Origin of the sequence: Hyalangium versicolor (assembly GCF_020103695.1) — a bacterium.
Classification (GTDB): domain Bacteria; phylum Myxococcota; class Myxococcia; order Myxococcales; family Myxococcaceae; genus Hyalangium; species Hyalangium versicolor.
Map to the genome: position 1 here is coordinate 80,778 of NZ_JAHXBF010000034.1, position 25,916 is coordinate 106,693.

The 25,916-nt window shown below is 65.2% G+C and carries 21 protein-coding genes; 7 read left to right on the forward strand and 14 right to left on the reverse strand.

Features of this window, described 5'->3' with window-relative positions; translation table 11 throughout:
* Nucleotides 1-115 precede the first annotated feature (115 nt).
* The 3 genes from KY501_RS45490 (at nt 116) to KY501_RS45500 (ending at nt 4,962) form a co-directional block, all read left to right on the forward strand.
* Nucleotides 116-727, forward strand: coding sequence for a DUF4136 domain-containing protein (locus tag KY501_RS45490; RefSeq protein ID WP_224371043.1), 612 nt, complete (start codon nt 116-118; stop codon nt 725-727).
* A gap of 135 nt (nt 728-862) precedes the next feature.
* Nucleotides 863-2,698, forward strand: a complete 1,836-nt coding sequence (locus KY501_RS45495; protein WP_224371045.1) for a CBM96 family carbohydrate-binding protein — start codon at nt 863-865, stop codon at nt 2,696-2,698.
* Between the two features lie 380 nt (nt 2,699-3,078).
* The gene (locus KY501_RS45500; protein ID WP_224371047.1) at nt 3,079-4,962 is read left to right on the forward strand and encodes an eCIS core domain-containing protein; all 1,884 of its coding nucleotides are present in this window, start codon (nt 3,079-3,081) and stop codon (nt 4,960-4,962) included.
* Nucleotides 4,963-5,263: 301 nt separating this feature from the next.
* Here KY501_RS45500 and KY501_RS45505 read toward each other — a convergent pair whose 3' ends face one another.
* The 3 genes from KY501_RS45505 to KY501_RS45515 form a co-directional block, all read right to left on the reverse strand.
* Nucleotides 5,264-7,093: a bifunctional metallophosphatase/5'-nucleotidase gene (locus KY501_RS45505; protein WP_224371049.1), complete on the reverse strand. Its 1,830-nt coding sequence runs from the start codon at nt 7,091-7,093 to the stop codon at nt 5,264-5,266.
* Nucleotides 7,094-7,216: 123 nt separating this feature from the next.
* Nucleotides 7,217-8,140 (reverse strand): carboxylesterase family protein, encoded by a 924-nt coding sequence (locus KY501_RS45510; protein WP_224371051.1) that lies wholly within the window; start codon nt 8,138-8,140, stop codon nt 7,217-7,219.
* Nucleotides 8,141-8,378: 238 nt separating this feature from the next.
* Nucleotides 8,379-9,263 carry a LysR family transcriptional regulator gene (locus KY501_RS45515; RefSeq protein WP_224371053.1) on the reverse strand — a complete coding sequence of 295 codons (885 nt, stop codon included), beginning with the start codon at nt 9,261-9,263 and terminating at the stop codon, nt 8,379-8,381.
* Nucleotides 9,264-9,334: 71 nt separating this feature from the next.
* Between KY501_RS45515 and KY501_RS45520 the strand changes: the two genes are divergently transcribed.
* Nucleotides 9,335-11,608 (forward strand): aconitate hydratase, encoded by a 2,274-nt coding sequence (locus tag KY501_RS45520; RefSeq protein ID WP_224371055.1) that lies wholly within the window; start codon nt 9,335-9,337, stop codon nt 11,606-11,608.
* A gap of 14 nt (nt 11,609-11,622) precedes the next feature.
* On the opposite strand, the gene KY501_RS45525 is transcribed toward KY501_RS45520, so the two are convergent.
* The 6 genes from KY501_RS45525 to KY501_RS45550 form a co-directional block, all read right to left on the reverse strand.
* Nucleotides 11,623-14,001, reverse strand: a complete 2,379-nt coding sequence (locus KY501_RS45525) for a sensor histidine kinase (protein ID WP_224371057.1) — start codon at nt 13,999-14,001, stop codon at nt 11,623-11,625.
* A gap of 50 nt (nt 14,002-14,051) precedes the next feature.
* The gene (locus KY501_RS45530; protein WP_224371059.1) at nt 14,052-14,408 is read right to left on the reverse strand and encodes an AgmX/PglI C-terminal domain-containing protein; all 357 of its coding nucleotides are present in this window, start codon (nt 14,406-14,408) and stop codon (nt 14,052-14,054) included.
* 58 nt (nt 14,409-14,466) lie between these two features.
* A complete protein-coding gene (locus KY501_RS45535) occupies nt 14,467-14,880 on the reverse strand; it encodes a hypothetical protein (RefSeq protein ID WP_224371061.1) in 414 nt (137 codons plus the stop codon).
* A gap of 144 nt (nt 14,881-15,024) precedes the next feature.
* A complete protein-coding gene (locus KY501_RS45540) occupies nt 15,025-15,213 on the reverse strand; it encodes a hypothetical protein (RefSeq protein WP_224371063.1) in 189 nt (62 codons plus the stop codon).
* A 271-nt stretch (nt 15,214-15,484) separates the two neighbouring features.
* Nucleotides 15,485-16,666, reverse strand: a complete 1,182-nt coding sequence (locus KY501_RS45545) for an ARPP-2 domain-containing protein (RefSeq protein ID WP_224371065.1) — start codon at nt 16,664-16,666, stop codon at nt 15,485-15,487.
* A gap of 1 nt (nt 16,667) precedes the next feature.
* Nucleotides 16,668-18,197 (reverse strand): hypothetical protein, encoded by a 1,530-nt coding sequence (locus tag KY501_RS45550; RefSeq protein WP_304608717.1) that lies wholly within the window; start codon nt 18,195-18,197, stop codon nt 16,668-16,670.
* A gap of 262 nt (nt 18,198-18,459) precedes the next feature.
* Here KY501_RS45550 and KY501_RS45555 point away from each other — a divergent pair, with 262 nt between their 5' ends.
* Together KY501_RS45555 and KY501_RS45560 are read left to right on the forward strand one after the other, a co-directional pair.
* Nucleotides 18,460-18,894: a hypothetical protein gene (locus KY501_RS45555; RefSeq protein ID WP_224371067.1), complete on the forward strand. Its 435-nt coding sequence runs from the start codon at nt 18,460-18,462 to the stop codon at nt 18,892-18,894.
* A 111-nt stretch (nt 18,895-19,005) separates the two neighbouring features.
* Nucleotides 19,006-19,611 (forward strand): hypothetical protein, encoded by a 606-nt coding sequence (locus tag KY501_RS45560; RefSeq protein ID WP_224371069.1) that lies wholly within the window; start codon nt 19,006-19,008, stop codon nt 19,609-19,611.
* A 27-nt stretch (nt 19,612-19,638) separates the two neighbouring features.
* On the opposite strand, the gene KY501_RS45565 is transcribed toward KY501_RS45560, so the two are convergent.
* The 5 genes from KY501_RS45565 to KY501_RS45585 all read right to left on the reverse strand — a co-directional run bounded on the left by KY501_RS45565 (nt 19,639) and on the right by KY501_RS45585 (nt 24,389).
* Nucleotides 19,639-20,400 (reverse strand): iron ABC transporter ATP-binding protein, encoded by a 762-nt coding sequence (locus KY501_RS45565; protein WP_224371071.1) that lies wholly within the window; start codon nt 20,398-20,400, stop codon nt 19,639-19,641.
* On the reverse strand, nt 20,397-21,365 hold the full coding sequence (locus KY501_RS45570; protein ID WP_224371073.1) for an iron chelate uptake ABC transporter family permease subunit: 969 nt from the start codon (nt 21,363-21,365) through the stop codon (nt 20,397-20,399). Before KY501_RS45570 ends, KY501_RS45565 begins: the two co-directional genes overlap by 4 nt.
* Nucleotides 21,355-22,320 (reverse strand): ABC transporter permease, encoded by a 966-nt coding sequence (locus KY501_RS45575; RefSeq protein WP_224371075.1) that lies wholly within the window; start codon nt 22,318-22,320, stop codon nt 21,355-21,357. Before KY501_RS45575 ends, KY501_RS45570 begins: the two co-directional genes overlap by 11 nt.
* 64 nt (nt 22,321-22,384) lie before the next feature.
* Complete coding sequence (locus KY501_RS45580) at nt 22,385-23,362, reverse strand: siderophore ABC transporter substrate-binding protein (RefSeq protein ID WP_224371077.1); 978 nt, start codon at nt 23,360-23,362, stop codon at nt 22,385-22,387.
* A 127-nt stretch (nt 23,363-23,489) separates the two neighbouring features.
* Complete coding sequence (locus KY501_RS45585; RefSeq protein ID WP_224371079.1) at nt 23,490-24,389, reverse strand: AraC family transcriptional regulator; 900 nt, start codon at nt 24,387-24,389, stop codon at nt 23,490-23,492.
* Nucleotides 24,390-24,559: 170 nt separating this feature from the next.
* Between KY501_RS45585 and KY501_RS45590 the strand changes: the two genes are divergently transcribed.
* Nucleotides 24,560-25,642, forward strand: a complete 1,083-nt coding sequence (locus KY501_RS45590) for an aldo/keto reductase (protein ID WP_224371081.1) — start codon at nt 24,560-24,562, stop codon at nt 25,640-25,642.
* Nucleotides 25,643-25,916: the final 274 nt, after the last annotated feature.

Below are 25,916 nucleotides of genomic sequence, written 5' to 3' on the forward strand. Positions count from 1 at the left end.
GGAGCGGAGCCCACGCTTACCCTTCCGAGGCGTGGGTTCCACTCGGTGTGCACCACCCTACTTTCCCTCTGAGAGGCTCGGTTTGACGGAGCGCGTCTCAGACAGGGAGAGCACCATGCACAGGAAGCAAGGGTTTACTCCATATAGGGCGAGCAGGCGGTGGAGCTGCCTGACTGCCCTCCTGGCGGGACTGGCATTGGGTCTGGGGGCATGTGCCTCGGGACCGGCCGTGCGCACGGATTACGAGGCCACTGCCGACTTCTCTTCTTTCCACACTTTCACGATCCGCCCCGGCCGGCTCGTCAGCGAGGCATCCGTGTCGGACCCTGCCGCTCAGTCCACGGCGCGGCAACGCATCGAAGATGCGATCCGCCACGAGCTGACGGCCAAGGGCCTCACCGAAGTCGAGGACTCTCCGGATCTCTACGTCACTTATGTGGCCGGAGCCCGCACGCGGCAGGAGTGGGAGAACCTGGGGCCCTCGATGTACTCGGATTATGGCTTCCTCTGGGGCCCCTCCATGTGGGCGCCGGGCTATGACGACTGGTGGATCGAGCGCGATGTCACCCAAGGCTCTCTGGTGATCGATCTCATCGATGCGAAGACCCGCAAGGCCGTCTGGCGCACCTTCGCCGAGGAGGACATCCAGCGGCCCGTGTCCGAGAAGACGGTCCAGACCGCCGTGGGGAAGGCGTTGGAAGACTACCCGCCCAAGGCGCGGCAGTAGCCAGACTCTCCTCGACCAGGAGCTGTGCTCGACGCCTCCGGGCGTCCCTCGAGTGCTCACAAAACCAGAAAAAGCTTCGAATCAGAATAAATTTGACTAAATAGAAAGGAGGCCGTTGAACAAGGGAGCAAGACCGTGGGCAATCTTCGACGCTGTGAATCGCGCTGGCTCGTACACCGGCAGCTGACCCTCGCGGGGATGGCTGTCGCGCTCGTCGCATGCGGAGTGGACACGAAGGAAGCGGAGGAACGCTTCGGTGCGGCGCGGCAGGCCCTCGTGACGTTGAGCGCGTCTGATGACTCCTATGCCCACGAGAGCAATCCCTCCTCCAATTACGGAGCGGCCACTTCGCTGTATCTCAAGACCGACGCGGGCGCGGCCCGGTACGCCTACTTGAAGTTCAACTTGAGCGGGGTCTCCGGCGTGACCAGCGCCAGGCTGAAGGTCTACGGCAGCGCGTCGTCCACCACGACGCTGTCCGCCTACCAGACCACGGATTCCTGGACGGAGCTGGCACTGAACTGGACGAACAAGCCTGCGGTGGGAGGCGTGGTGGGAAGCGTGCCGATCGGCACGACCGCGAAGTACAACGAGATCGACGTAACGTCCTACGTGAGCACCGAGGCGAGCGGTGACGGCACGGTCTCGTTCGTGCTGCAGGAGAGCGTCGGGAAATACACCACGTTGAACAGCAGCGAGAATGCTTCGAACCCTCCTCAGTTGGAGATCACGGCCAGCGGAACAGGAGGAGGAGACACCCAGGCCCCCACAGCGCCCGCGAACGTCACGGCCAGCGCGGCATCCAGCAGCCAGATCAACCTGAGTTGGAGTGCGGCGACCGACAACGTCGGTGTGACGGGCTATGACCTCTACCGGGACGGCACCTTCCTGAAGAGCGTCAGCGGCACCTCCACGAGCGATTCAGGCCTGGCTGCTGCGACGACCTACAGCTATTCCGTGAGAGCCAGGGACGCGGCGGGCAATGTCTCTAGCCCCAGCAACACAGTCAGCGCCACCACCTCGAGCGGAGGCACGGCCTCCTGCTCGAACGCCCTGAGCACGACGGCGGCCATCCAGAGCGCCATGCAGAACGCCGCTCCGGGAGCGACCCTCCTCATCGCGCCGGGCACATATACCGGCAGCAAGTCCACCGGCGGAGATCCCGGAGGGCAGGGCCTGTTCTACTCCGGCAAGAGCGGCACGGCCTCCAGCCCCATCGTCCTGAAGAGCTGCGACCCGAGCAATCCGGCCACCCTGCGCGGGAGCGCGGTCAATGACGGCTCCTACGGCATTCACCTTACCGGGGACTACTGGCAGATCCGGGACCTGATCATCACCCAGGCGCAGAAAGGGATCATGATCGACAATGGCAACCACAACGTGCTGAGCAACCTCGAGGTTCACCTCATCGGCGATGAGGGCGTCCACTTCCGTGACGGCAGCTCCTACAACACGCTGGAACATTCTCGGATCTACGACACGGGCAACTATCAGGCGGCCTACGGTGAAGGAGCCTACGTCGGCTCGGATGCCAGCGCTTCCTACGAGCATGTCGTCATCGGCAATGTCATCCGATACACGAACTTCGACGGCGACATCACGGCGGAGCATATCGATATCAAAGAGGGCGCCGACGGAACGCTGGTGGAGTACTGCACCTTCAACGGCACGGGCATCTCTGGAGAGAACAGCGCCGACAGCTTCGTGGACGTCAAGGGCGTCAACACCGTCATCCGGTACAACGAGGGCTACCGGAACGGCAACGCCCTCGTGCTGGACGCCTTCCAGGTCCGCACGCATGGCAGCGGTTATGCGACCGGCGTCAACAACAGCTTCTCGCACAACACCGTGAATCTGGATGGCTCAGCGGGATACGTGGTGTACGCGACGAGCGCTGCGCAAGGGACGACGGCGAGCGACGACGTCCGGATCGGCGGCGGGAACCTCTACAACAGCAACGTCAATAAGTAAGATCCGCTGGAGAGCATGGCCTCATGCCCACCGAGACCGCAGGCACGTCCCATCGCCTGCGGTGCGGGGCCCCACCGCTTCTGGTAGAATCCGGATTCCTCAATGCATGAGGGGTCTCGATGGTCACGCTCGCCCGCAAGCCGCGTCTCCCCTCCGCGCAGGTGGCTGCCCCGAAATCCTCGCCGCCGCAGCCTGCCAACGAGCATCGTGTCGGTACGTCGTGGGGCCCAGGCGTCGAGCGCCCTGCCGCTCTCGACTCCCATTTCGACTTTACTCGGTTACCGGTCCTCCCCCAGCTCCTCCAACGCAAGGAACTCCAGCACGCATCGGGGGATCTGCTCGAGCGCGAAGCAGACGAAGTCTCAGACAAGGTGATGCGCATGGCCGAACCTGGGCCCATCGGCTCGGCCAACACCCACGCAGCACTGGATACGAAGGCTGCCGTGCATGTTGCCGAGCGCGGCGGAGAGCCGCTCCCCGAGGCGGTGCGCGCATATTTCGAGCCGCGCTTCGGACGAGACTTCAGCCAGGTCCGAGTGCATTCCGATAGTGAGGCAGCGGTCGCAGCGAGCACCGTGCAGGCACGCGCGTATACCCTCGGGAACACCATCGTCTTTGGCAGAGGCCAATACGCGCCCAACACGACAGCAGGGAAGCGGCTCCTTTCGCACGAACTCACGCACGTCGTGCAACAATCGCCCTCGGCGGCACGCTCCGGGCTGACGCCAGTCCCCTCTCAGCTCGTGCAACGAGACGTTGACCCCACGGCCAAGGCCCATTACCCGACCGTGGAGGAACGCACCGGCATCCTGGACAAGCTCAATCCCGTGCAGTCGTCAGTGCCGCCAGGAAAACAGCCTCCCGCTGTCGACGATCCTGACGGCTTCGTTCAAGAGATGGCGGCCGCGTTGGATCCGTATATCGCTCAAGCCGCTTCAACAGCCCGCTCTCGGGAGAACTCGGGGATTGTCCAGAGCAAGAGCGATGTCCAGAGCGTGGCCGATATCGCCGAGCGGGAGGTTGGAAAGGATTATAGCCGCTATATGTCTCGCAACCCGCAGAAGGGGCCGACTGCCCGCCTGCGGGACAACCTCCACATCATCCCCACCACGGACTCGCCTGAAACCTTGGTCGCGGCTCGCGATTGGGTCGAGTCGCGTATGCAGATCAGGGGCGCGAGCATCATGGCCAATCACCATGTCATCTCGGGAACGCGCGCCGATTGCTCGGCTCCGGGAGAGAGCTCCGCGTGCAGGGATCGGGCGCTGTTCGAGCGAGCGCGCGAGCAGATCGTGTCGAAGCGCGAGCAGGATCTGCGCACCATCATCCTGAACTTTCCAGCGTACGAACATGACGGCACTGCATTCATCCAGCTGCGTGTCATGCCTCCTCGCAAGGGAGATACCCGGGAAGACGCGCTCGCCGCGGCCCGATGGGATGTGCTGAAATCGACGATCCACGAGATGCTGCACACCGTGACGCACCCTGATTTCCGCAAGGCTGCGGGGCTCGTGGAGCAGACGCGCATTCCCATCGAAGGGTTCACTGCTTACTTCACGCGTCAGACCTACGAGAGGATCGCCAAGCAGGCGGCGGAGGACGACACGCTGCGCGAGTCCGTCCAGGGCCGGCCCGGCTGGTACCCCATCAAGGAATATGAGGACAAGACGTACGCATCGCTCGTCACGAGCGTTGAAGAGATCCGCGACAAGTCCAATGAGGAGAGTCTGCGTGTCGCGTATTTCATGGGGCGAACGGAATATCTCGGGCTCGGGAGCTGGAATGAGCAGGAGGCGAAGCGCCGCGAGACCGCACGGTACCCTGCGAACCAGCTCGGCCTTGGGTTGTTCGTCACCCACAAGGGCCAGGGCTACTTCTCGCTTCGTTATGGCCGCATCCTGGCGGGGCGGGGCGGTGCCCACCAGTTCGAGCTGGGGACCGAACTGGGCATCACGACGCCCAAGGAGATCGAGGGCCGCGAGGTCGAAACACGGCTTGGGTTCACCACGACAGGGGGCTATCAATTCCAGACGCCGAGTTTCTACGTTCAACCCAGCTTGGGGCTCGGTGTCAGCGGTGCGCTCGGCAATTCGTTCGGGGACTCGTTCCGTCTCGATGCCGTGCCCGGCTTTGCGCTGGGCGGGAGAATCCGCATCTTCCGGATCGGCGCGGATGCCCGGCTGCTCGTTCCGTTGGCCGCAGGCTCAGAGGCTCAGAAGAACGTCAGTCTCCTGGCTGGCCTTCGGCTCTCCGCGGAGTGGTAGGAACGAATGCCTGACCCGCAACCTCAGGGCCCGTAGGTGAACAGGGTGGTTGAGCGGATCCGCTTCTTGACGAAGAGCACGCCCCCCTCGCCGGAGATGACCATGCGTGACAGGTCCCTTCCATCCGAGGCCGGTGCGTCGAACTCGAAGAGGAAGTCCGCCCGGTCCGCGGAGCGCGGGCAGCTTCAGTACGCATGGAGCCAAAGATAGCACGCCACACTGGGAGTGAAGTCCGCCAGCTTACCATCGAGACAAGGGGCAGCCTGCCGCATGCTCGCGGCAGGCCACCGTCTGCTAGGGACTACGGCGAGCACTTCACCCGGCCGCTGGAACTCTTGAAGAAGTACGCGTAGAGATCCGGCGAGAGCGTGAAGTTGCATGAGTTCACGGCATCCGGATCCAGATTGGGGTGAGCCTGGATGTAGCGCGCGATGTAGTCGCGCACGCCGTCGGCCGAGGTCCATAGCACCTTGCCCTCCTTGAACATGGAGTAGCCGCCACCGCCGCTGGCCCGGTAGTTGTTGATGGCGATGTGGAACACCTGGCTGTCGGTGACATCAACCCCCTTGAACCTCAGGTGTGTCAGCCGCGAGCCCGCCGGCTTCGTGACATCGAACCCGTACTCGATTTGCGAGTAGAGGTCCCAGTTGTAGTTCTGCGCGTTGGACTGCTTCGCCGTCTCCGGCTTGGAGGCATCCGGAGGAGCGGCGGGGTTCCACTGCACGAAGTACTGGGCGTTGAGTTCCAGCGCGCGGCGCAAGATGGAGCCGTTGATCTCCATTACGTACAGCGTGTTGTCGTAGACGTAGATGCTGTAGGCCTCGCGCAGGGAGATGTCCCCCGCGGGCAGTTGGCCCTCATCCGTGAACAGGGCAGCGAGCGAGAAATCCACCGGGTGGCCACTCTGCTCGGCGGCCACCTCCTGGACGGTGTTGATCAGATCGGCCAGGGCGCTGTCCACGTAGCGGGCGGCGTAGCCTCCAGGGAAGGCGGCGCTGGTCCTCCCCAGCTTCGCGCTCACATAGTTCAGCGTCGTGTCATGGTAGCTCTGGGTGAGCTGGGTCACCTGGGGATCCTCGGTGACGGTGGCGTCCACCGCGAGCAGCTTGGAGTCCTTGGCCGATACGCTCCAGTGGCCTTCCTCTTCGTCGTAGACGAGCGAGAGATCCACCTGGCCCAGGTGGCTGCCCCACCGGTTGGGCTGGATGAGCAGCACGTCCTGGCCCTGGGTGTTCTTCAGCAGCATCTTGGGGATGGGCTGGTGGGTGTGGCCCGTGAGCAGCACGTCGATGCCCTCCACCTGCTGGGCGATCTGCACCGCCTCGTTCTCCCCAGGCAGGTTGCCGCGATCGGCCCACTTGGTGTCATCGGCGTAGTCCACCAGCCACGAGGCCGGATCCGTCGCCCTGCCCGTGGGCTGCTTGTCCGGGCCGCTGTGGATGGCCACCACCACGATGTCGGCGCCCGCCGCGCGGATCTTCGGCACGTAGGTACGAGCCGTCTCCAGCGGATCAGCGAAGCTCAGGTCGGGGATGTTCTCCTTGCGCTCCCACGTCGACACCCCGGGCGTCACCAGGCCGAGGATGCCCACCTTCACGCCGCACACGCTCTTGATGACGTAGGGAGTGAAGGCCTCTTCCTTGGCAGCGCCCTTGCGCACGTTGGCGCCGAGGATGGGAAACTGCACCTCGTCCCTGAACTTGCTGAGGACACCGAGCCCGTAGTTGAACTCGTGGTTGCCCAGCGCCATGGCGTCATAGCCCAGCGAATTCATGGCCACGGCCATGGGGTGCCTGGGCGTGTTGTCCACCTGGGCGTAGTAGGTGCCCAGCGGCGTGCCCTGGATGGTGTCCCCGGTGTCGATGAGCAGGTTGCAGTCCGGGTTCTCCGCCCGCGCCTTCTGGATGAGGGTGGCTACCTTGGCCAGACCACGCGAGGCATCCGCTGTGCCGGTGAAGTAGTCCCACGGGAAGATGTTGGTGTGCAGATCGCTGGTCTGCAGCAGCCGCACCGTGCGCGGTGAGGTGTGCACCATCACTGGGAGCCGCTCGTCGTAGCAGCCAGCCAAGGAGAGGAGTGCGCAGCCCCCCAGGAGGGAGAGCAGGGCTGCGCTGCGAGAACGCGGAAGCATGAAGACCTCGGGAGTTGAAGATGCCCCGGAGACCGATTTCCGGGACCCCTCCCCTACTACCAAGTTTGCGACCCGCTCTGTGCCAATTGAGCGGCGCTTCACGCTGCGTGCGAAGCCTGAACGCTACGGCGTCGTGCTGCGCTGCTGGGCAACCAGCCAGCTCCAGAAATCATAGTTGTCATAAATCTGGGTCCAGCAGTCATGCGCGGTCCCCGGGATCACAGTGAGCCGCGCGATGGAATCCCCCGTCGCCACCACGCCCGCCTGCGAGGTCCACGCCTTGGCGGGGGCGCTGAACAGGTACGTCAGCGTCGCGGACGGAGTCGGCACGCTCACCGGCTGGGTCACCCCATAGTTCTTCGTCAGGCCCGTCATCCACGACGTCTCCGCCGAGAACGAGCTGCCATCATTGTACGAGTGCACGGCCCAGACCGGCACGTTCCGCAACTGCGTGATGGTGGGCCCAGGCGCGCCGATGTTGGTAGCCATGGGCGCCAGTGCCGCCAACCGGCTCCCGTACGCGTAGGCGTAGGTCCAGCTGCCATAGCCCCCGTAGCTCAGGCCCGTCAGATAGATGCGCGACGTGTCCACGCGGTAGTTGGCGATGATGAAGTCGAGGAACGTATTCAGCTCGGCCGGCACCCAGTTCGTGGGAGCCTGCGGCGTGAAGACCATCACCTGATGCTGACCGAACCAGGTCTTCCCCGCGCTCGTGTTGTAGATCTTCTTCATCGCTCCGTGGCGCGTCACGACGCCCAGCAGGGCCGCCTCGGTGGTGGACGTACCGAACTCGCTCATTCCGTTCAGGTGGATGATCACCGGATAGTTCGTGGTCGACGTCAGGTAGCCCGGCGGCAGGTACTCGCCATAGCTGTATTGCGCTCCGGTGCTGCTCTTCAGTCGCGCCACCACCTGATCCTCGACAGTGATGGAGAGGCGTGACTCCTGGGTGCGGAGCTCCGATGACTCCAGCACCTCCTCGCCAGCACCGCACGCCGCGGCCAGCAGAGAGAGGGACACCGCAAACACTCGCATGCTCGGACTCATGTACGACCTCCTGGACGAAGGGAAAGAGCAGCTCGAAACCAGTCTCACAGCCGCACTTACTGTTAGTGATTACAGGCCATGAAATCAAGCAATCAAAGCAAAACCGTCCAGGCGGTACTTATCCGCAACTTCAGAAATAACACAAAATTTCAAATGGCCCATGAATACAAAAAGATGAGCTCAGGGGTTCCCCCAAGTTGATGCAACCGGAGGCTCCCCCAACGGATGCAACCGAGGGTTACCCCCAGGTGCGGCGCTTCGAGAAATACTCCGCGGCGGCGGCGATGATCCCATCCCGGAGGCGGCCGAAGCTCGCCAGGTGGTGCACCGTCTTGCGCGTGAGCAGGGACACCCGCCGCCGGACCCCGGGAAGTTCGCGGTAGGAACTCCGGGGAAGGCGCATCTCCAGGGCCAGTCCGAGCGGTGCCAACCCATCTCCGAATCCAGCCTTCACCATCTGGAGCGCGGCGCTGAAGGACTCCACGGGAACGAGCGCCCGCCTGAGCAGCTCCGGCTGGTGCTGGCGCAGCTGCGCCTCGATGGCTCGCCAGGTCGCGGACCCGGGCTCGATGGTGATGAGGGGCGCCGCCTTGCCGGGCTTCGCGCCGAGGCTGGAGTAGATGTGGACCATCGGCTCCTCCGTCACGGGATAGTGCAGCACGTCGGGGGGGGTTGGTGCCTCAGTGCTCAGCCCGACCTGATACCGGCCGAGCCGCACGCTCTCCATCAGCAGGACGCTCCGGTGGGCGTGCAGCGAGACCTGTACGTCGCTCAGCTCGCTCAGCGCCTTCGCCACCACCGCCGGGCCCCAGGACGCGGCGATCGAGTCCGCGAGCGCCAGGGAAAAGCTAGAGCCCATCTCGGCCTTGCTCGGAGATGCCAGCGCGCGCAGCTCGGCCAGCAGGGGCCGGGCGCGTTCGAGGAGTTCGAGGGCCTCCGCCGTGAGCCGCAGCCGGCGGCCCTCGGGTTCGACGACCCGGAACCCGACGCTTCGCTGAAGCGCCTGGAGCCGCTTGCTCACCGCGGACTGGGTCAGCCGCAATCGGGTCGCCGCCTCGCTGACGGTCCCGAACCGCTCGAGCGTCGCCAGCGCTTCGATCCCATCCAATATATTCCTGAGCATACTTGATTGTATGCCATCCATTCATCCCATTCCACGGTTACGGTCTTCCCATCTCATTGAGGAGGAAGCCCATGACCGCTGTCGAAGCGACCCACCGAATGGCCCAGGAGCTCTACGCGAAGATGGAGGCGAACCTCGCTGTAGTGCGTGGTCGGCTTGGCCGGCCGCTCACGCTGGCCGACAAGATCTTGCTCGGCCACCTGGAGGACCCGGCGCACGCATCGCTGGAACCAGGACGCAGCAATCTCTCCCTGCGCCCGGACCGCGTGGTCCTCCAGGACGTACTGGGGCAGACGGCCTTCCTCCAACTGGCGCAGACTCGCCGGGGACGGGTGGCGGTGCCCACCAGCGTGCACTGCGACCACCTGATCCAGGCACGCGTCGCGGCGGCGCGAGACCTCCAGGAGTCCTTGAATGAGAACGAGGAGATCTACGCCTTCCTGCGCTCGGCGGCCGCACGCCACGGCGCGGACTTCTGGGCTCCAGGCGCGGGCATCATCCACCAGGTGGTGCTCGAGAGCTATGCGTTCCCCGGCCAGCTCATCCTGGGGACCGACTCGCATACCCCCAACGCGGGCGGCCTGGGAGCCTGCGCGGTCGGAGTCGGCGGCGCGGATGCGGTGGAGGTGATGGCCGGGCTCCCGTGGGAGCTGCGCTACCCGAAGCGCATCGCCGTCTACCTCACGGGCCAGCTGAACGGCTGGACGGCGCCCAAGGATGTCATCCTCCACGTCGCTGGAAAGCTCACGGTCTCGGGAGCCACCCACAGCATCATCGAGTACATCGGACCGGGCGCACGGACGCTCAGCGCCACCGGGAAGGCCTCCATCACCAACATGGGCGCGGAGCTCGGCGCCACCACCTCCGTGTTCCCCGCCGACGAGGCGATGGCGCGCTACCTGGCCGCCACCGGCCGCTCCGAGCTGGTGCCCTGGATCGAACGCTACAGCGGATTGCTCGCCCCGGATCCCGAGGTCGAAGCGGAACCTGCTCGCTTCTACGATCGGGTCCTGGAGGTCGACCTCTCGAGCCTCGAGCCGCATGTCGTGGGCCCGCACTCTCCTGACCGTGCCAGGCCCATCTCCCAGCTTGCCAAGGAGGTGGCCGAGTCATCCGGAGCCATCTGTGACGCGCTCGCCGCGGCGCTCATTGGCAGCTGCACGAACTCCTCCTATCAGGACATGAGCCGGGCAGCGGCGGTGGCGGAGCAGGCCCTCTCCCATGGCCTGAGGACGAGCGTGCCCTTCTTCGTCACACCGGGCTCGGAGCGGGTCCGAGCGACGCTGGCGCGAGACGGACAACTGGCGAAGCTGGAGGCGCTCGGTGGCCGAGTGCTGGCCAACGCCTGCGGGCCCTGCATCGGGCAGTGGCGGCGGGATGTCGCCCCAGCGCAGGGCGCCAACACCATCGTCACGTCGTACAACCGCAACTTCGCGGGCCGCAACGACGGGCGCCCCGAGACGATGAACTTCATCGCCAGCCCCGAGATCATCACCGCGATGGCGTTGGCGGGCAGGCTCTCCTTCAATCCGCTCACCGACTTCCTGAAGGCAGCGGATGGCACGCCCTTCCGGCTCAGTCCTCCTGGCAATGCACCCGAAGTCCCAGCCCATCCCTTCGAGCGCGCAGGCGCATTCCTGGTGTCTCCGCCCGAGGATGGCAGCCAGATCCGGATCGAGATTGCTTCGAGCAGCGAGCGCCTGCAGGCGCTCCAGCCCTGGCCCGCGTGGGACGGCCAGGACTTCCAGGGGATGCCGGTGCTGATCAAGACGCAAGGCAAGACCACCACCGATCAGATCTCCCCCGCGGGGGCATGGCTCAAGTACCGCGGGCACCTGGATCGCTTCAGCGACAACCTGCTGTCAGGGGCCCGGAACGCCTTCTCGGGCGAACGGGGCACCACTCGGAACGCCCTCACGGGACAATCGCAGCCTGTGGCCCAAGCCGCCCGGCACTACCGGGCCGAAGGCATGAAATGGATCGTCATCGGAGACGCGAACTACGGTGAAGGCAGCAGCCGGGAGCACGCCGCGCTCTCCGTCCGTCTCCTCGGAGGCGTGGCGATCATCGCCCGCAGCTTCGCGCGCATCCATGAATCCAACCTGAAGAAACAAGGAGTGCTCGCCCTGACCTTCGCGGACCCGAACGACTACGAGCGCATCTCGGAGGGCGACCGCATCAGCCTGCTCGACCTCTCCCACCTCGCAGCCGGCAAGCCCGTCGAGTGCAGGGTGGTGCACGGTGACGGCAGAGTGGAGACGCTCCTGCTCGAGCACAGCTACAGCAATTCCCAGCTGCACTGGTTCCGAGCAGGCTCCGCGCTCAACCTGGTCTCCGCGGCTTGAGCGCACGCACCGCGCTATCCCGCGGTGAGGGCCTGGAGACTGTCGACTGCGGGGAGCCGCACTGTGAAGCGCGTGTATTGGCCCCACTCGCTCTCCACCATGAGGCTCCCTCCATGGAGCTTGACGATGTCGTAGCTCAGCGACAGGCCCAGGCCGGTATTACCGCCGCCTGGTGGCTTCGTGGTGAAGAAGGGCTCGAAGATGCGGCCCTGGATGTCCTTCGGGATGCCAGGCCCGTTGTCGTCTACCTGGAGGAGAACATGGGCGCTCTCACGGCAGGTGCGCAGGGTGATGGTGGGGACATAGCCTTGGGAGCCTTCGCTCTGCTTCATCGACACCGCATCGATGGCGTTGTGGATGAGGTTCTGGAGCACGCGGCCCAGCTCCTGAGGCATCGCCAATACCATCCCCACCCCCGCATCGAACTCCTGCACGAACGTCACTTCCAGCTCCGGATTGCGGGCCTGCTCCCCGTAGTAGGTCAGCTTCAGGTAATGCTCCATGAGCGGGTTGACGTCCGTGGGCTCGAGCGCCCCGGAGCGGCGCCGGGTGTGCTCCATCATGCTCCGGATGATGTGGTCCGCCCGCACACCGTGCTGGTAGACGGTGGCCGCGTTCTGCTTGAAGTCCGCGATGATGTCCTGGACCTCGCACAGGAGCGTCTGGGGTTGTTCCTTCAGGGTCCGCTCCAGTTCCTGCGACAGCTCGATGCTGGCCTCGGACAGGTTGTTGATGAAATTGAGCGGGTTCTTGAGCTCGTGCGCAATGCCTGAGGTGAGCTGGGCCAGGGACGCCAGCTTCTCTGACTGGACGAGCTGATTCTGCGTGCGCTGCAGTTCCTGGATGAGGGACTGATTGACCGTGTTCTCCTGGTGGAGCGCAGCGTTGGCCAACTCCAGCTCGCGGGTGCGGTGCTGGATGCGGTCCTCCAGCTTCAGGTTGAGCTGCTCCAGGTCCTCGCGGGCCTGCTGCAGAGAGGTGTTGCTCTGCCCCAGGGACTGTCCCATCTGGACCAGCCCCTCACCGGTACGCTGCAGTTCGATGATGGGATAGGCCGGCCGAGGCTGCGCGTACTCACCCTGGCCAATCCGCTGCATCATCGCGCCCAGATCCAGCAGAGGCTCGGCCAGCAGGCTGCTCATCCGGCGCACCTTCCGGTAGAGCCACGAGAAGAACAGGGCATAGAAGAGGATCAGCCCGGCGACCAGCCCCAGGCCCACGTGGAGGACGCGCCTGTTGAGCGCATAAGCCTCCGCGAGGATGTCCGCCTCGTCCACGACGACCAGCAATCTCCAGCCCGTGCCCTTCACGGTGGCCCAGGCCACTTGCTTGCTGCGCCCTGCCAAGGTGACAGGCTCGACCCCGTGCTGCACGGACGCCATCTTCTCGCCGAGGGCACGACTGTCCTCGCGCTTGAGCAGATTGAACGTGTCGGGCTTGAAGATGTCCTGCTCGATGGGCTTCTGGTAGGCGTAGTCGGTGAGCTCCTTCAGCCCCCAGTCCGGCTCTGCCTGTCCGGGCAGTGCGATGATAGTGCCGCCCTGCCCTATCAGCATCCCGTAGCCATTCCATGGCAACTGGAGGTGGAGCACCTGCTCTCTGAAGCGTTTGATGGGGACATCCAGGCCCACCACCCCTTCCATGCGATCGCCGCCCCTGGGGTAGACCGGAGCTGTGGCCGTCACCAACCACCCCTTGCCCGAAGTGTCGACGTGCACGTCCGTCCAGACGACCTTGCCGTCCGGATTGTGCTTCGCGTCTGCCTGGTAATAGTAGGCGAACACGGAGAAGTCGTAGCCCGGGCCTGACGCCGCGATGACCTCCTGGTATTCCCGATACGGATAGAGCCGCGTCATGTGATCCGCGGTGTCGAGATAGGCTTGGGAGATCAGCGGATGCGTCTCCACCATGCTCTCGAGCAAGGGATCCAACTGTGCCAGTTGCAGTGCGCGAGCCTGCTCGGACTCGGTGATTCGGCCAGGCCGGGTGTAGATGAGCGCGGCCCGGCCGGGGAGCGCACGATTCGTGTAGAACGCACCGCCCTCCTCGGAGAGGAGATAGCGCGAGCGCTCCTCGGCATCCGGGACGAACGGCGTCACGAAGGCCCGCTCGGCATGGCGGCGCAACAGGTCCACGTTATAGGTCACCGACGCGAGCTGTGAGCCAATGTGCTCGGCATGCTGCTGGGCAATGTCCTGGAGCTGCTCGGTGGCCAGCCGTTGCAGGGTGGTGATGTTCTGCTCGCGGATGACGCTGTTGGTGATGAAGTAGGCGGCAATGAGTGCCAGCTCGATGAAGAAGACCGGGGCGAGCGCGCTCGTGAGATAGGAGCGCCAGATGAGCCGCAGCAATGACACAGGCTCGGCGGCGCTTCTGTCCGGCGGCACGCTCATGTGTCCTCCCTTGGCGGGTGGCGAGCTGGCGAAGAGCCTCGGCAAGTTCCCTACTGAGCAACCAGCAGCCGGAAGGGGTGGCTCATGTGCGTGGGAGCGTCTGACTCCCGGGCCTCGAACTGCCAGGTCTTCACGGCCTGGAGGAGGCAGTCGGCCAGTTCCTTGTCGCCTGTCGTGTTGCTCGTGACCCGCGCCTTGTCGACGCCGCCCCAAGTCGTGATGTCCCACTCCACGATCACTTCGCCCTGGGTCCTGGAGGACTTGGCGCGCGCTCTCTCGTAGCAACCCTGGACCTGGGATGTGTTCTGCCGGATCACCTTGAGATCCGCTGCCTCATGAGAGGGAGGCTCGGGTGGGGTGCTGTTCAAGGACAGGGCCAGGAGCGCCATCGCCACGGGGTGTGCCATGCCTGCGGATCTAGCACACGCCCCGTCAGATCCAGGTGCTGCGGCTGCCCTGCTGAGCTCAGCGCGGGGGCACGCCCTCCCTGACGACGCGGAACTCGAGGACGTGGGTGTGGTTGAAGAGCGCGAAGTCCACCTCGCGCTGGTAGGTCACCTGGATGCGCACGTCATCGTAGACGCGGCTGCGCTCGATATCGATCTGATCGTCCGTCAGCCCCAGACCTGGAACGACGTGGTCGACCCCCCAACTGTCCGTCTCCACATGGGTGCCCATCCGGGTGGTGCGTGAGCGGATCTCCGCACGCAGCGCGCCGTCGTTCTGCGTCTGGCCGGCGAGGGTGAAGCTGGCGCTCACCGCCTCCTCCACATCCATGTTGTCCACGTAGAAGGGCACCACCTTCGCCGCGATGTAGATGACGAGGGCGACGAGGACGAGCACGAGAAGGGTTACAAGGTTCTTGGCTGCTTTCTGCACGGTCCCCCGCCTCGCTAGAACCGCGGCGAGTCTGCAGAAGACCCGCCGCAGACCTTCGCGAGATTCTACACCCCAGAAAAACACAAAGGGGACGCCCTCCCTCGGGAGGACGCCCCCATGTCACTCCCAGAGGGAGCGCGGGAACTACTTGGTCTCGGCCGCGGCCTTCGGGGCCTCGTCCTTCTTCTCGGTCTTCGCCTCGGTCTTGGCCTCCTTCTTCTCCTCGGCCTTGGCCTCGGGCTTGGCCTCGGCCGCAGGCTTCTTGGCCTCGGCGGGCTTGGTGGCAAACGCAGGAGCGGACATCAGAAGGGCGGCGACGATGAGCTTCTTCATGACGGGAATCTCCACGGGGGCAAACACGGCGCGAGATGCGGCCGCGTCGTGGAGGAAGAGAGCATCCGCCGTGCCACGGGGAACCCATTGAATTCATGACTATCGGCTTCTTCCGGTGTGGAGTTTTTCCTCAACTCTCTCTGCCCGCCTGATGAAACGCTCCCCAGGCCGAGGGAACCCTACCTTTCGTCACCCCATCACGGAGTACGGCGATGTTCTGCGCGACTGTGGGCACTGCCTCACCCGCGCCAGCCCTCGCCGCACACTCCTGTCAGCGCCGGGAGTGCTGGCGAAGGGCCTTCTCCAGCACCTCGGGCTTGAGCAGGTGCTCGAAGCCGGCATTGTGGATGCGCACGATCAGCTCAGGCTTCGTGGTCTTCAGGTTGCGCGCCGCATCGTCGAGGTTCCACCCCGCCGCAGCCAGCTGCTTGAGCAGATAGGCCCGCCGCGTCTGTGCCGCCGACAAACGGTACGTCTTGAGGTACTCGATCGTGCCGTCCTCCTCCCGGAGGATCATCTCGCCGATGTGATTCTCCGCCGACGGCTCCAGGCTGGTGACGAAGCGCTCCAGGGTGAACGGCCCCGCCTCATACACAGGCGTGGCGGAGACGTGCGTCCGCAGCAAGCCCCCTCCCATCACCTCCTGGAGGAAGTCCGCCCAGTCCTGGCGCAGGCGCTCCACCTCGGCCCGCAGGTCCTTCAGCGAGGACACCCGCCGCGCATCCATGGAGCCTCCCAACGGCTCGACCTTCTCCAGGAAGCCATACTGCAGCAGCAGCTCGCCGTAGAAGTCCTCCAGCAGGGTCCGGTGCAGCACGCGGTAATCCTCGGGGTGCGACAGGATGAAGGCCGACAGCAGCACATCCGCCCGGTAGATGAGCACGCCCACCTGTTGCTCATGGATCTCGAACATCCGCAGCGCCTGCGCGAACGCCGCGTTGGCCCAGCCCGGCACCGACTGCTCGATGCGCGGACTCAGCCCGGTGGACAGCGACTCCCGCGAGTACTCATGCCATGCAATCTCCGGCCCCGCGAAGTGCAGGGCCAGGAAGCCCTCCATCGCCAGGTGCATCGGCAACAGGCGCAATTGCTGCCGGTCCTCGCGGCGCACCATCCGGTGCAGCACCCGCACCGAGAAGGGCCCCACCTTCAACTGCTTGCCGTCAGGCTTGCTCAATTGCGTCTCGACCGACGCCTCCACCTGCTGCTTGTCCCAGGACATCACCAGTCCGTGCGGGATGTACGCGGCGTACTTGAGCCCAGGTGCCATCGGCTCGCCGCCCAGCGACACGACAGCCAGGTCATCGCCGTACTTGCGTGCGCTCAGGCGCAGGTCTCCCCGCACCGTGTCCCTCAGGACGGGCACCAGCCGGAAGTTGCCGAACACCTGGGACGGCGCCACCCGCAGGCCCTGGAGGCCGATCTGCTTTGTCACCACGCTGCGGCGTCCCATCTCACACCTCCTCTTCCGGCTCGGCGGGCTCTTCTTCCTCGGGGAGGGCTTGCGGCGAAACCTCGGAGGCCAACGGCGAGGGCACTCCCCGCTTGCGCGCATCGCGTTCGAGCAGGCCACGCACGCGTGCAGCCAGGTAATGCTCCAGCTCGGACAGCGGGGCCGCGCCTTCGGCGAACCGCGCGAAGCCGAGCACCGTCGGCAGATCCTCCGCGTCCCGCACTCCCACCGTGGGCACGCTGGCCCCGAGCCCTCGGGGAGCGAACAGCTCCGAGTCGAACACGGGGTTGGCGTGAATGAGGGACGTGCGGCGCTTGGGATCCAGCTTCGTGCGGAAGATTCGGGTGAGATCCGCCACCGCGTTGGGAGGCCCGTTGTCGTAGCCGTCGGAGACGACGACCACCAGCTCTGCCCCCCACTCCAGTGCGTCGAGCAGCGGCGTGGCCAGATCCGTCTGCCCGCGCGGCCTGTCCAGGAGTGGATCCGCGACAGGCGTCGTCCAGAAGGCGCGGTACTCCCGAGCGGCAGCGCCCAGCAGGTAGTGCGCGGCCAGCGCCACTCCGTACGGGCGGCGGCGCTTCTCGCGGGAGCCCGAGCTGGAGTAGCTGTTGTCCAGCACCGCGGCAACCCGGCCCAGGGCGATCGGAGCCCTCCCCAACGTCCGCGCCGCGGCCTGCCCGAGCGCGGCGTGCAACTCCTCCCGCCGCTCCTGCCGTGCCTGCGGTGAGAGCGACAGCGCGTACAACGCCAGCCGGGTGAGCGGCACCCGCGACAGCTCCACGGAGAGCTCCACACCATCCGCGCGCGCGGCAGCCCCCTGCAAGCGGAGCCGCTCGGCCTGGGTGAGGCGCGGGTCGATGCGCTCGAGGAACACCGCCCGGGGGATGCCGTGCTTGTAGGCCAACCCCTCGGCGATGGTGAAAGGCAGCTCGAAGAGCGCCTCCTGGGTGTAGTGGGCCTGACGGAACTTCTCCAGCAGCGGGCGGGTGTACACGCGCTTGCGCCAGCCGTGGAACAGGAATGGGCCTCGCTCGCCGTCGAGCTTCAGGTGCGAGTGCACCACCGCCGAGCGCAGCTTGGAGCGATACTTCACCGCGTCGAAGTCCAGGTCCGGCCGCCCCGCGAGGTACTCGCGGACGATCGCGCGCGAACGGCGGTTGTTGATGCGCCGCGAGCGCAGCAGCTCCAGCACTCGGTAGGCCCGCGGAGGCGGCAGCGCGCGGAGCGTGGCCGCGATCAGCGCCCCCTCCTCGCGCCGGTCCGCTGGCGGCGTGTCACGGCCGGTCGCCAGCAGGTTGAGGACGATCTGCGCCCGGTTGAAGTGGTTGATGCCCGCCGCCAGCGTGCGGGTGTAGAGCCGGCGGTAGTTGCCCAGGATGTACTCGTGCAGGAACTCGATGGAGACAGCCTGACCGTGCGCGTCATTGTAGAACTCGTGCTGCCCCGTGCAGGAGAAGCACGCGTTGACGAACATCACCAGATCCTCGCGTGCGACCTGTTCGGCCCGCAGCGCGCCTGCCAGCTCCTTCAAGACGACCTCCCAGAGCCCAAGGGATTCAGGTGGGCACGAGCGCCGCTCGGGGAGTGAGGACACGACCAGCTAGTCAAGCTACAAAGGCTCGGTTCGGAAGTCGCATCGCAGTCCCGCGAGCGGCGCTCTCAGATTACCACGGGCCGAGTTGGATGAGCTGACAGGCCCGCCAGGCAGCCCAGGGTTATCGGCCTGTTCCCTGAACCGCTCGTGTCTGAGTAGGGTTCTGGCTCGTCCCCTCACCGCTGTTCCTGGGAGCCCCATGTCCGAGCACAAGCCCTCCCTGAAGCGCTCCCTGGAGAACGTACGCGCCGAGCTCCTTGCGGATCCCGACACCCAGCGCATCGCCCAATCGCTGGACATGAGGTTGGAAGACTATGTGGAGCTGGTGCTCGACTATGCCCGCAACCCGGACAAGGAGCCCCAGCTTCTGGTGGCCTCGGACGAGGAGCTGCGCGAGGCCGGTTACAACCCTCCCAGCGCCGAGAAGGTCGCCGGCTTCTTCCTCGCCGGTGTCCGAGGAGAGCTAGGCCTGGGCGAGCCCTCCTCCTACAAGACCGGGTATGAGCCCGCGCAGGAGGCTACCGGCAAGCCCTCGCTTCGAGGCGACGAGAACCAGAAGCCCGTGGCTGCGCAGGATGAGAAGAGCCAGGCCCTGCTCAAGCACATCCCCAAGGGAGGACCTGATCGCGTGTAGTTCCGACGCAACTGCTGCGCACATGGGCTGATAATCCCTCTGTATTCCCCACCTTCCGGTGCCATTCCAAAAATCCTCCGGAGCGCACCGGGACAGCCCAGAGGTCAGCCCATGTCGGTCGGCGGAGCAAGCGGGTCCAATGGAAGCAGCAGGGGTTCGAGCGGTGCGAGCAGGGGTTCAAGCGGTACCGGCGCAAGCAAGGGTACCAGCGCGAGCAAGGGCACCAGCACGGCCGGCAAGGCTGCGAACGGGATCAGCGGCGCTCTGGGCGGAATCGGCAAGGCCATTGGCAATGCGATGAGCGGGATTGGCAAGGCCGTGGGCAGCGTCGCGCGCGGAGTGAGCGCGGCGGCAGGCCAGATCTCGAGCGCTCTGGGCAAGGTCTCCGGCTTCGTCGAGAAGGGGCTCAGCGCGCTGACGTCGCCCATCAAGGACCTGGTGGGCAAGGCGCTCTCTCGGATGCCCTTCGGCATCGGCCAGCTGGCCAAGCCGTTCGCTGACAAGTTCCTCAATCATGCACTGTCCATGGTGGCCGGCGGGCCGCTGGGCGGTGTGGCCTCGATGTTCGGGGCGGCGCCCAGCGTGAGCAAGCTCGCGGACATGGTCGACACCGTGCGCAAGAGCGCTGATGTCGTGGGGGATGTGGCGGAGGGCCGGTTCAATGCCCAGCAGATGGCTGCCTTCGCCCAGTCCAAGATGCTGCGCGGGATGTTCTAAACACCGGGAATGGGTGGAAGGTTCCCCTCACTCCGTGTAATACGTCGCGATCGAACGTCCATTGATGGCGTGTACATCAATGTCGAGCTCATACACCTCGCGGAGCACCTCGGGCCGGATGATCTGCGAGGGGCTCCCCTGGAACGCGACCTTGCCGTTCCGCATCGCGATGATGTGATCCGAGTAACAGGACGCAAAGTTGATGTCATGAAGGACAGCCACCACGCTCTTGCCCAATGCGTCCGCCGCGCGCCGGAGCAGTTTCATCATCGAGACGGCGTGCCGCAGGTCCAGGCTGTTGAGGGGCTCGTCGAGGAGCACGTAGTGGGTGTCCTGGCACAAGACCATCGCGACGAATGCCCGTTGCCGCTGGCCCCCGGAGAGTTCATCGAGGTAGCGCTCCGCCAGGGCGCCCAGATCCAGGTGCGTGATGGCACGTTCGACATGCTCACGGTCCGATTCGAGCGTCCTCCCTCGAGTATGGGGATAGCGTCCGAAGGTCACGAGTTCGCGCACCGTCAGCCGTGCCGAGACATGGTTGTCTTGCCGGAGGATGGCCAACCGCCGGGCCAGCTCCTCGCTCGGAGTGGAAACCACATCCATTCCATCGACATGCACCGCGCCGGCCGACATGGGGAGGAGCCTGCTGACCATCGACAGGAACGTCGACTTCCCGGCGCCGTTGGGGCCGATGATCGACGTGACCCCTTTCTCGGGCAGCGTGATGCTCACGTCGTCGACGACGATGGACTCGCCGTAGCGCTTCGTGACCCGGCTCGCCTCGATCATGTCTTGGCTCCTTTCAACATCAGCACGATGAAGGCCACGCCTCCGAAGAACTCAATGACCACGCGCAGGCTCGCGTCGAACCCGAGGACCCGCTCCAGGATGACCTGCCCGATCAGGAGCAGGCTCACGGCGAGCAGTGCCACTCCTGGCAGGAGCAGCGCATGACGGTAGGTGCGCAGCATCACGTAGGCGAGGTTGGCCACCAGCAGCCCAAAGAAGGTCACCGGGCCCACCAGCGCCGTCGAAATCGAGACCAGGAGCGTCACCAGCATCAGGACGCGCGCCACGACACGATCGTGGCTGACGCCCACGCTGATCGCAGCCTCGCGTCCCAGGACCAGGGCGTCGCAGGCAGGCAGCAGGCGCACCCCGTAGAGGGACACCCCGAGCGTCACCACGCCAGAGACGAGGAGCAGGCCCTGATCTGGATTGTTGAAGGTGGCGAAGAAACGATCCTGGAGGAAGACGAACTCGTTGGGATCGATGAGCCGCTGGAGAAAGGCCGAGGCGTTGCGGAACAGGATGCCCACGACGATGCCCGCGAGGCCCAGCAGTTCCAGGTGGTGGCGCGTGCCGGAGAAGAACCAGCGCCTGAGCACCGCCGTGAAGGCCAGCATCAACCCCACGTGGAGCACGAACAGGAGGCGGGGATCGACCTTGGCGAGGGTGCTCGAGCCCAGCATGAACAGCAGCACGGTATGCAGCAGCACGTAGAACGAGTCGAAGCCCATGATCGCTGGCGTCAAGATGCGATTCTGGGTGATGGTCTGGAAGAGCACCGTCGACACAGCCACCGCGAAACCCACGAGCGCCATCGTGGCCGCCTTGCGGGCCCGGAAAGGGAGCACGAAGTCCCACTGGCCATTCGCGCCAACAGTCATGAAGACAGCGAGGCAGCAAACCGCCACCACGGCCAGGAGCAGCACGGTCGCGCGCGTACCCGCGAGGCGCTCCTCAGGAAGCACGAGCCGCTCGCTTCCGCAGAAGGACGAGGAAGAGCGCACTGCCCAGCACTCCGGCGATCATCCCCACCGGAATCTCATAGGGAGCACGAACGACCCGGCCAACGATGTCGCAGGCCAGGACGAAGATGGCTCCGAGCAGCGCAACCCAGGGCAGCGAGCGGCGCGCATTGTCGCCGAAGGCCATGCTGACGATGTTGGGGACCACCATTCCCAGGAAGGGGATCATCCCCACCGTCACCACCACGGCCGCGGTCACCATCGACACGATGACCAAGCCCAACATGACCACCTTGCGATAATCGAGGCCAAGGTTCGTCGCGAAGGCTTCGCCCATCCCCGCGAGGGTGAAGCGATCTGCGGCAAGGTACGCCAGCGCGGTGAGCGCGAAAGCCCCCCAGAGGAGCTCATAACGGCCCCTCAGCACGCTGGAGAAGTCTCCCACGGTCCACGCGGAGAGCGACTGCAGGAGGTCGAAGCGGTAGGCGAAGAAGGTGGTGACGGAGTCGATCACGCTGCCCAGGATCAATCCGAGCAGGGGAACCACCAGCGCCGAGCGCAGGGGGATCCTCCGCAGGATCAGCAGGAATACCGTGGTGCCGGCCAGCGCGAAGCTCGCCGCACACACCATCTTCGAGAAGAGCGACGCGTCCGGGGCCACGAGGGTGATCGCCAGAACGCCGAGGCTCGCCGACTCCGAGGTCCCGGCGGTGGAGGGCTCCACGAAGCGGTTGCGGGCGATCATCTGCATGATCAAGCCGGCCATGCCCAAGGCGGCGCCCGAAAGGACGATCGCGAAAGTGCGAGGGAGCCTGCTGACGAGCAGCAACTGCATGGATTGCCCGCCCGGCTCTGCTGACAGGAGCGTCCCCCACGAGATGTCGCTGACGCCGATGGCTGTGCTGCTGAGCCCGAGCACGCACAGCACCACGAGCCCCGCAAAGAAGGCGAGCCTCACACGAGCGTGCCGCGCTGGGGCGCCGGTCGCGGGCACTGGTCGCTGGTCCTCACCCGACACGAGTTCAGCGTGCTTTGCTGTAGGCATCGTCCAGCTGCTCGATGAGCCGCGTGAGCGCTTGGATGCCTCCGCCAGCCAGGTAGATGTTTCTTGGATCGAGGTAGACCACCTGGCCCTTCGACCAGGCAGTGGTCTGCTTCACGAGCTCATTCTCCAGGATGGCGCGGGCGCCCCCTTGCTCCCCGATGGCCGCATCGCGGTCGACGACGAAGAGCCAGTCCGGGTTCGCCTTCAAGATGAACTCGGCGTTGATGGACTCGCCGTGGTTGGACGGTGTCAGGCTCTCGACCGAGGCAGGGACTCCCAGGTCGTCGTGGATGACGCCCAGGCGCGAGCCCGGCCCGTAGGCGCTCATCTTGCCGCCTGTCGTCATGACGATGAGACCCTTGCCCTTTCCAGCGGCGACGGCCTTCAAGGCCTGCGCGCGCTTGCGCACATCGTCGCCCAACGCCTGTGCCTCCGCCTCCTTACCAAAGAGGCCCGCCAGCAGGGTGGTGTTCTCGAGCACGGACTCCAGATAGTGGCCAGGGTCGACGTTCAGATCGACGGTGGGCGCGATCTTCGAGAGGCTCGCGTACTTCGCGCTGGAGCGGCCTCCAATCAGGATCAGATCGGGGCGGGCCGCGTTCACCGCTTCGTAGTCGGGCTCGAACAAGGTGCCGACCTGCAGGTAGCGAGGGTCTCCATAGCCCGTGAGGTGCTCCGGGCGCACCGTGTTGGCCACGCCGAGAACGGGGACCTTGAGCGCATCAAGGATGTCGAGAACGGCCAGATCGAAGACCAGCACGCGAGACGGCCGCATGGCGACGAGCGTCTCGCCCTGTGAGTGCCGCACAGCCTTGCGCTCGGACGGAGGCGCCTTCTCCACCGGCGACGTCTCGGGCGGCGATGGCTTCAGGACGGCGAACGCCACGAAGAGCGCAGTCACGCCCAGGAGCAATGCCACCGAGAGGATCATCTTCTGGGAACGACCAAGTGCCACGTTCTCGCCTCATGGATAGGGAGCGCTCACGGAAACAACGCGGCGTACCATAGATGCCGTTGATTCTCATTGTCAACGTCATTATTGAAGGCAGAAGATGGGATGCGCCGGCTGACTTGCGCCCACCTCAGACGAAGTTCGTCACCTCGTAGGAGGCCTGCTGCAGACGCGCCGCGTCCTTTCCAGGAGGAGCACCGAACAGCTTCCGGTACTCGCGGCTGAACTGCGACGGGCTTTCATAGCCGACGGCATAGCCCACCGACGCGACATCCCCCGCCTCGGCGATGAGGCGTGCTCGCGCCTCCCTCAGCCGAATCTGCTTCTGGTACTGCAGCGGGCTCATCGAGGTGATGGCGCGAAAGTGCCGGTGAAAGGACGTGACGCTCATGCCGGCGAGCCGCGCCAGCTCGGAGATGCGAAGGTTCTCCGCGTAGCCCGTGCGGATCCGCCGGATCGCGCGCCCGATCTGCGACAGCCGACTGTCCGCCAGACCGATCTGCCGCACCATCGCACCCTGCCTGCTGGAGAGGAGCCGCCAGAGAATCTCCCGTTCGATCATCGGCCCCAGCACTGGCATGTCCATGGGTCGATCGAGCAACCGCAGCAGGCGCACGAACGCATCGAGCAACTCCGCGGATGCGTCACTCACGCCAATGGCCGACGCCTGGCCAGCCCCGCGCTCCATGGGGAGCGCTTCGAGCAAGAGCTCGGCAATTACGGATGGGTTCAACGCCAGGCTCAGTCCGAGGAACGGCACTTCACGGCTGGCACGCACGATGTACCCGGTCACCGGAAGCTCGAGCGACGCCACGAGATACTGACCCGGGCCATACGTGAACACGGAGTCATTCAGCACCGTACGCTTGTACCCTTGAGCGACCATCCCGAGCACAGGGCTCGTCACGCCGCTCATGGGCAGCGTGGGCCTGTCCGACGAAATCACCTTCAAACCTTCGAGTGAGGTCTGCCGGTATTGCCCACCCGCGTAGAGGGCGATGAGTGCGCGCAAGTCATCGAGTGCGTCCATCCGATGAATGAAACACCGCGGATGCCGCAGCGCAACCCGCCTCTGTCCGATACGCCCAGGCCTGGCAGGATCGTGCAAGAGTCCGGCAGTATCGCTCTACCGATGCTCATCCATGGAGTGCTCTTGTGAGGGCTGGCGATGAACGCCACATGCATGGAGGAGCAGACACCGTGTCACTTGATTCCTACGTCACCCTGGGCCGTTCGGGCTTGCGCGTCAGCCCGTTGTGCCTGGGTGCGATGACTTTTGGCGAAGACAACGGCTGGGGCACCAGCATCTCGGAGTCCGAGGCAATGCTCGCCGAGTACCTCGACCGCGGCGGCAACTTCATCGACACCGCCAACATCTACACCAACGGCCACTCCGAGAAGATCATCGGAGACTTCTTCGCACGGCAACCCGCCCGCCGCGACCGCGTGGTCATCGGCACCAAGTTCTTCTGCAACCTCCACATCGGCGACCCCAATGGAGGCGGTGCCGGACGCAAGGGCATCGTCCACCAGTGCGAGGCATCGCTGCGCCGGTTGCAGACGGACTACATCGACCTGTACTGGCTCCACAATTGGGACCGCACGGCTCCCGTCGAGGAGACGCTGCGTGCGATGGATGACCTCGTGACCGCGGGCAAGGTTCGCTACCTGGGCTTCTCCGACATGCCCGCCTGGAAGGTCGCCGAGGCGCAGACCCTCGCCCACTTCCGCGGCTGGTCCCCCTTGATCGCGTTGCAGATCGAGTACTCGCTCCTCGAGCGTACCGTGGAGGGCGAGTTCATCCCGATGGCCCAGGAGTACGGCCTTGGCGTGACGCCTTGGAGCCCGCTCAGGAGCGGGTTCCTCTCGGGCAAATACTCGCGTGCGAACACGGGCCCCGTCGACACCAAGCGCGACATGGTGGTCGGCAGCCCCTCCGAGAAGGACTACCGGGTCATCGACGTGCTGCACGCTGTCGCCACGGAAGCCAATGCCCACCCCGCCGCCGTCGCGCTGGCCTGGGTTCAAGGCCGCCCGGGAGTAACGTCGACGATCATCGGTGCGCGGCGCCTGGAGCAGCTCCGCGCCAATCTCGCCGCATTCGACGTGAAGTTGACGAGCGATCAACTCGCGAAGCTCGACGAGGTCTCGAAGCCAACGCACAGCTTCCCGGCAGAGTACAATCGGCGCCTCGCACCGATGCTGGGCTTCGCGGGTGCCACCGTCGACGGCCAGCGAACGGAAGTCTATCGGGCGTTGCGCGAGAGTCCGGTCCGCTACTGATCCAGCGCGTCTGCCCGAGCTGCTTCCTCGGCACAGGCTCACCTCTTTGACGCACAAAGCAAGGTTTCCATTTTTATCTAGTGGAGTGTCCACGAATTCTTTGGACATAGTCGGGCGAAGTGCCCTTCCACCTGCTTGGTGACTATGTCCACGTACTTCGTGGAGTTGCCAGCCCTCCCTGAAAAGCAGAGGCCGCAAGAAGTTGCCAGACGGAAGGGTCTGGCAACCCTCCCTGGCAATAACTTGCCGCCGCGCAGGGTGCTCTCCCCTCTAT

What these genes read in the sequence shown, in the direction of transcription:
- KY501_RS45515 (WP_224371053.1), bottom strand. Translation starts at nt 9,263, where the DNA reads ATGCTCAGGAATATATTGGATGGGATCGAAGCGCTGGCGACGCTCGAG.
- KY501_RS45540 (WP_224371063.1), bottom strand. Translation starts at nt 15,213, where the DNA reads ATGAAGAAGCTCATCGTCGCCGCCCTTCTGATGTCCGCTCCTGCGTTT.
- KY501_RS45530 (WP_224371059.1), bottom strand. Translation starts at nt 14,408, where the DNA reads ATGGCACACCCCGTGGCGATGGCGCTCCTGGCCCTGTCCTTGAACAGC.
- KY501_RS45585 (WP_224371079.1), bottom strand. Translation starts at nt 24,389, where the DNA reads ATGGACGCACTCGATGACTTGCGCGCACTCATCGCCCTCTACGCGGGT.
- KY501_RS45565 (WP_224371071.1), bottom strand. Translation starts at nt 20,400, where the DNA reads ATGATCGAGGCGAGCCGGGTCACGAAGCGCTACGGCGAGTCCATCGTC.
- KY501_RS45560 (WP_224371069.1), top strand. Translation starts at nt 19,006, where the DNA reads ATGTCGGTCGGCGGAGCAAGCGGGTCCAATGGAAGCAGCAGGGGTTCG.
- KY501_RS45555 (WP_224371067.1), top strand. Translation starts at nt 18,460, where the DNA reads ATGTCCGAGCACAAGCCCTCCCTGAAGCGCTCCCTGGAGAACGTACGC.
- KY501_RS45510 (WP_224371051.1), bottom strand. Translation starts at nt 8,140, where the DNA reads ATGAGTCCGAGCATGCGAGTGTTTGCGGTGTCCCTCTCTCTGCTGGCC.
- KY501_RS45525 (WP_224371057.1), bottom strand. Translation starts at nt 14,001, where the DNA reads ATGAGCGTGCCGCCGGACAGAAGCGCCGCCGAGCCTGTGTCATTGCTG.
- KY501_RS45545 (WP_224371065.1), bottom strand. Translation starts at nt 16,666, where the DNA reads ATGGGACGCCGCAGCGTGGTGACAAAGCAGATCGGCCTCCAGGGCCTG.
- KY501_RS45520 (WP_224371055.1), top strand. Translation starts at nt 9,335, where the DNA reads ATGACCGCTGTCGAAGCGACCCACCGAATGGCCCAGGAGCTCTACGCG.
- KY501_RS45505 (WP_224371049.1), bottom strand. Translation starts at nt 7,093, where the DNA reads ATGCTTCCGCGTTCTCGCAGCGCAGCCCTGCTCTCCCTCCTGGGGGGC.
- KY501_RS45490 (WP_224371043.1), top strand. Translation starts at nt 116, where the DNA reads ATGCACAGGAAGCAAGGGTTTACTCCATATAGGGCGAGCAGGCGGTGG.
- KY501_RS45500 (WP_224371047.1), top strand. Translation starts at nt 3,079, where the DNA reads ATGGCCGAACCTGGGCCCATCGGCTCGGCCAACACCCACGCAGCACTG.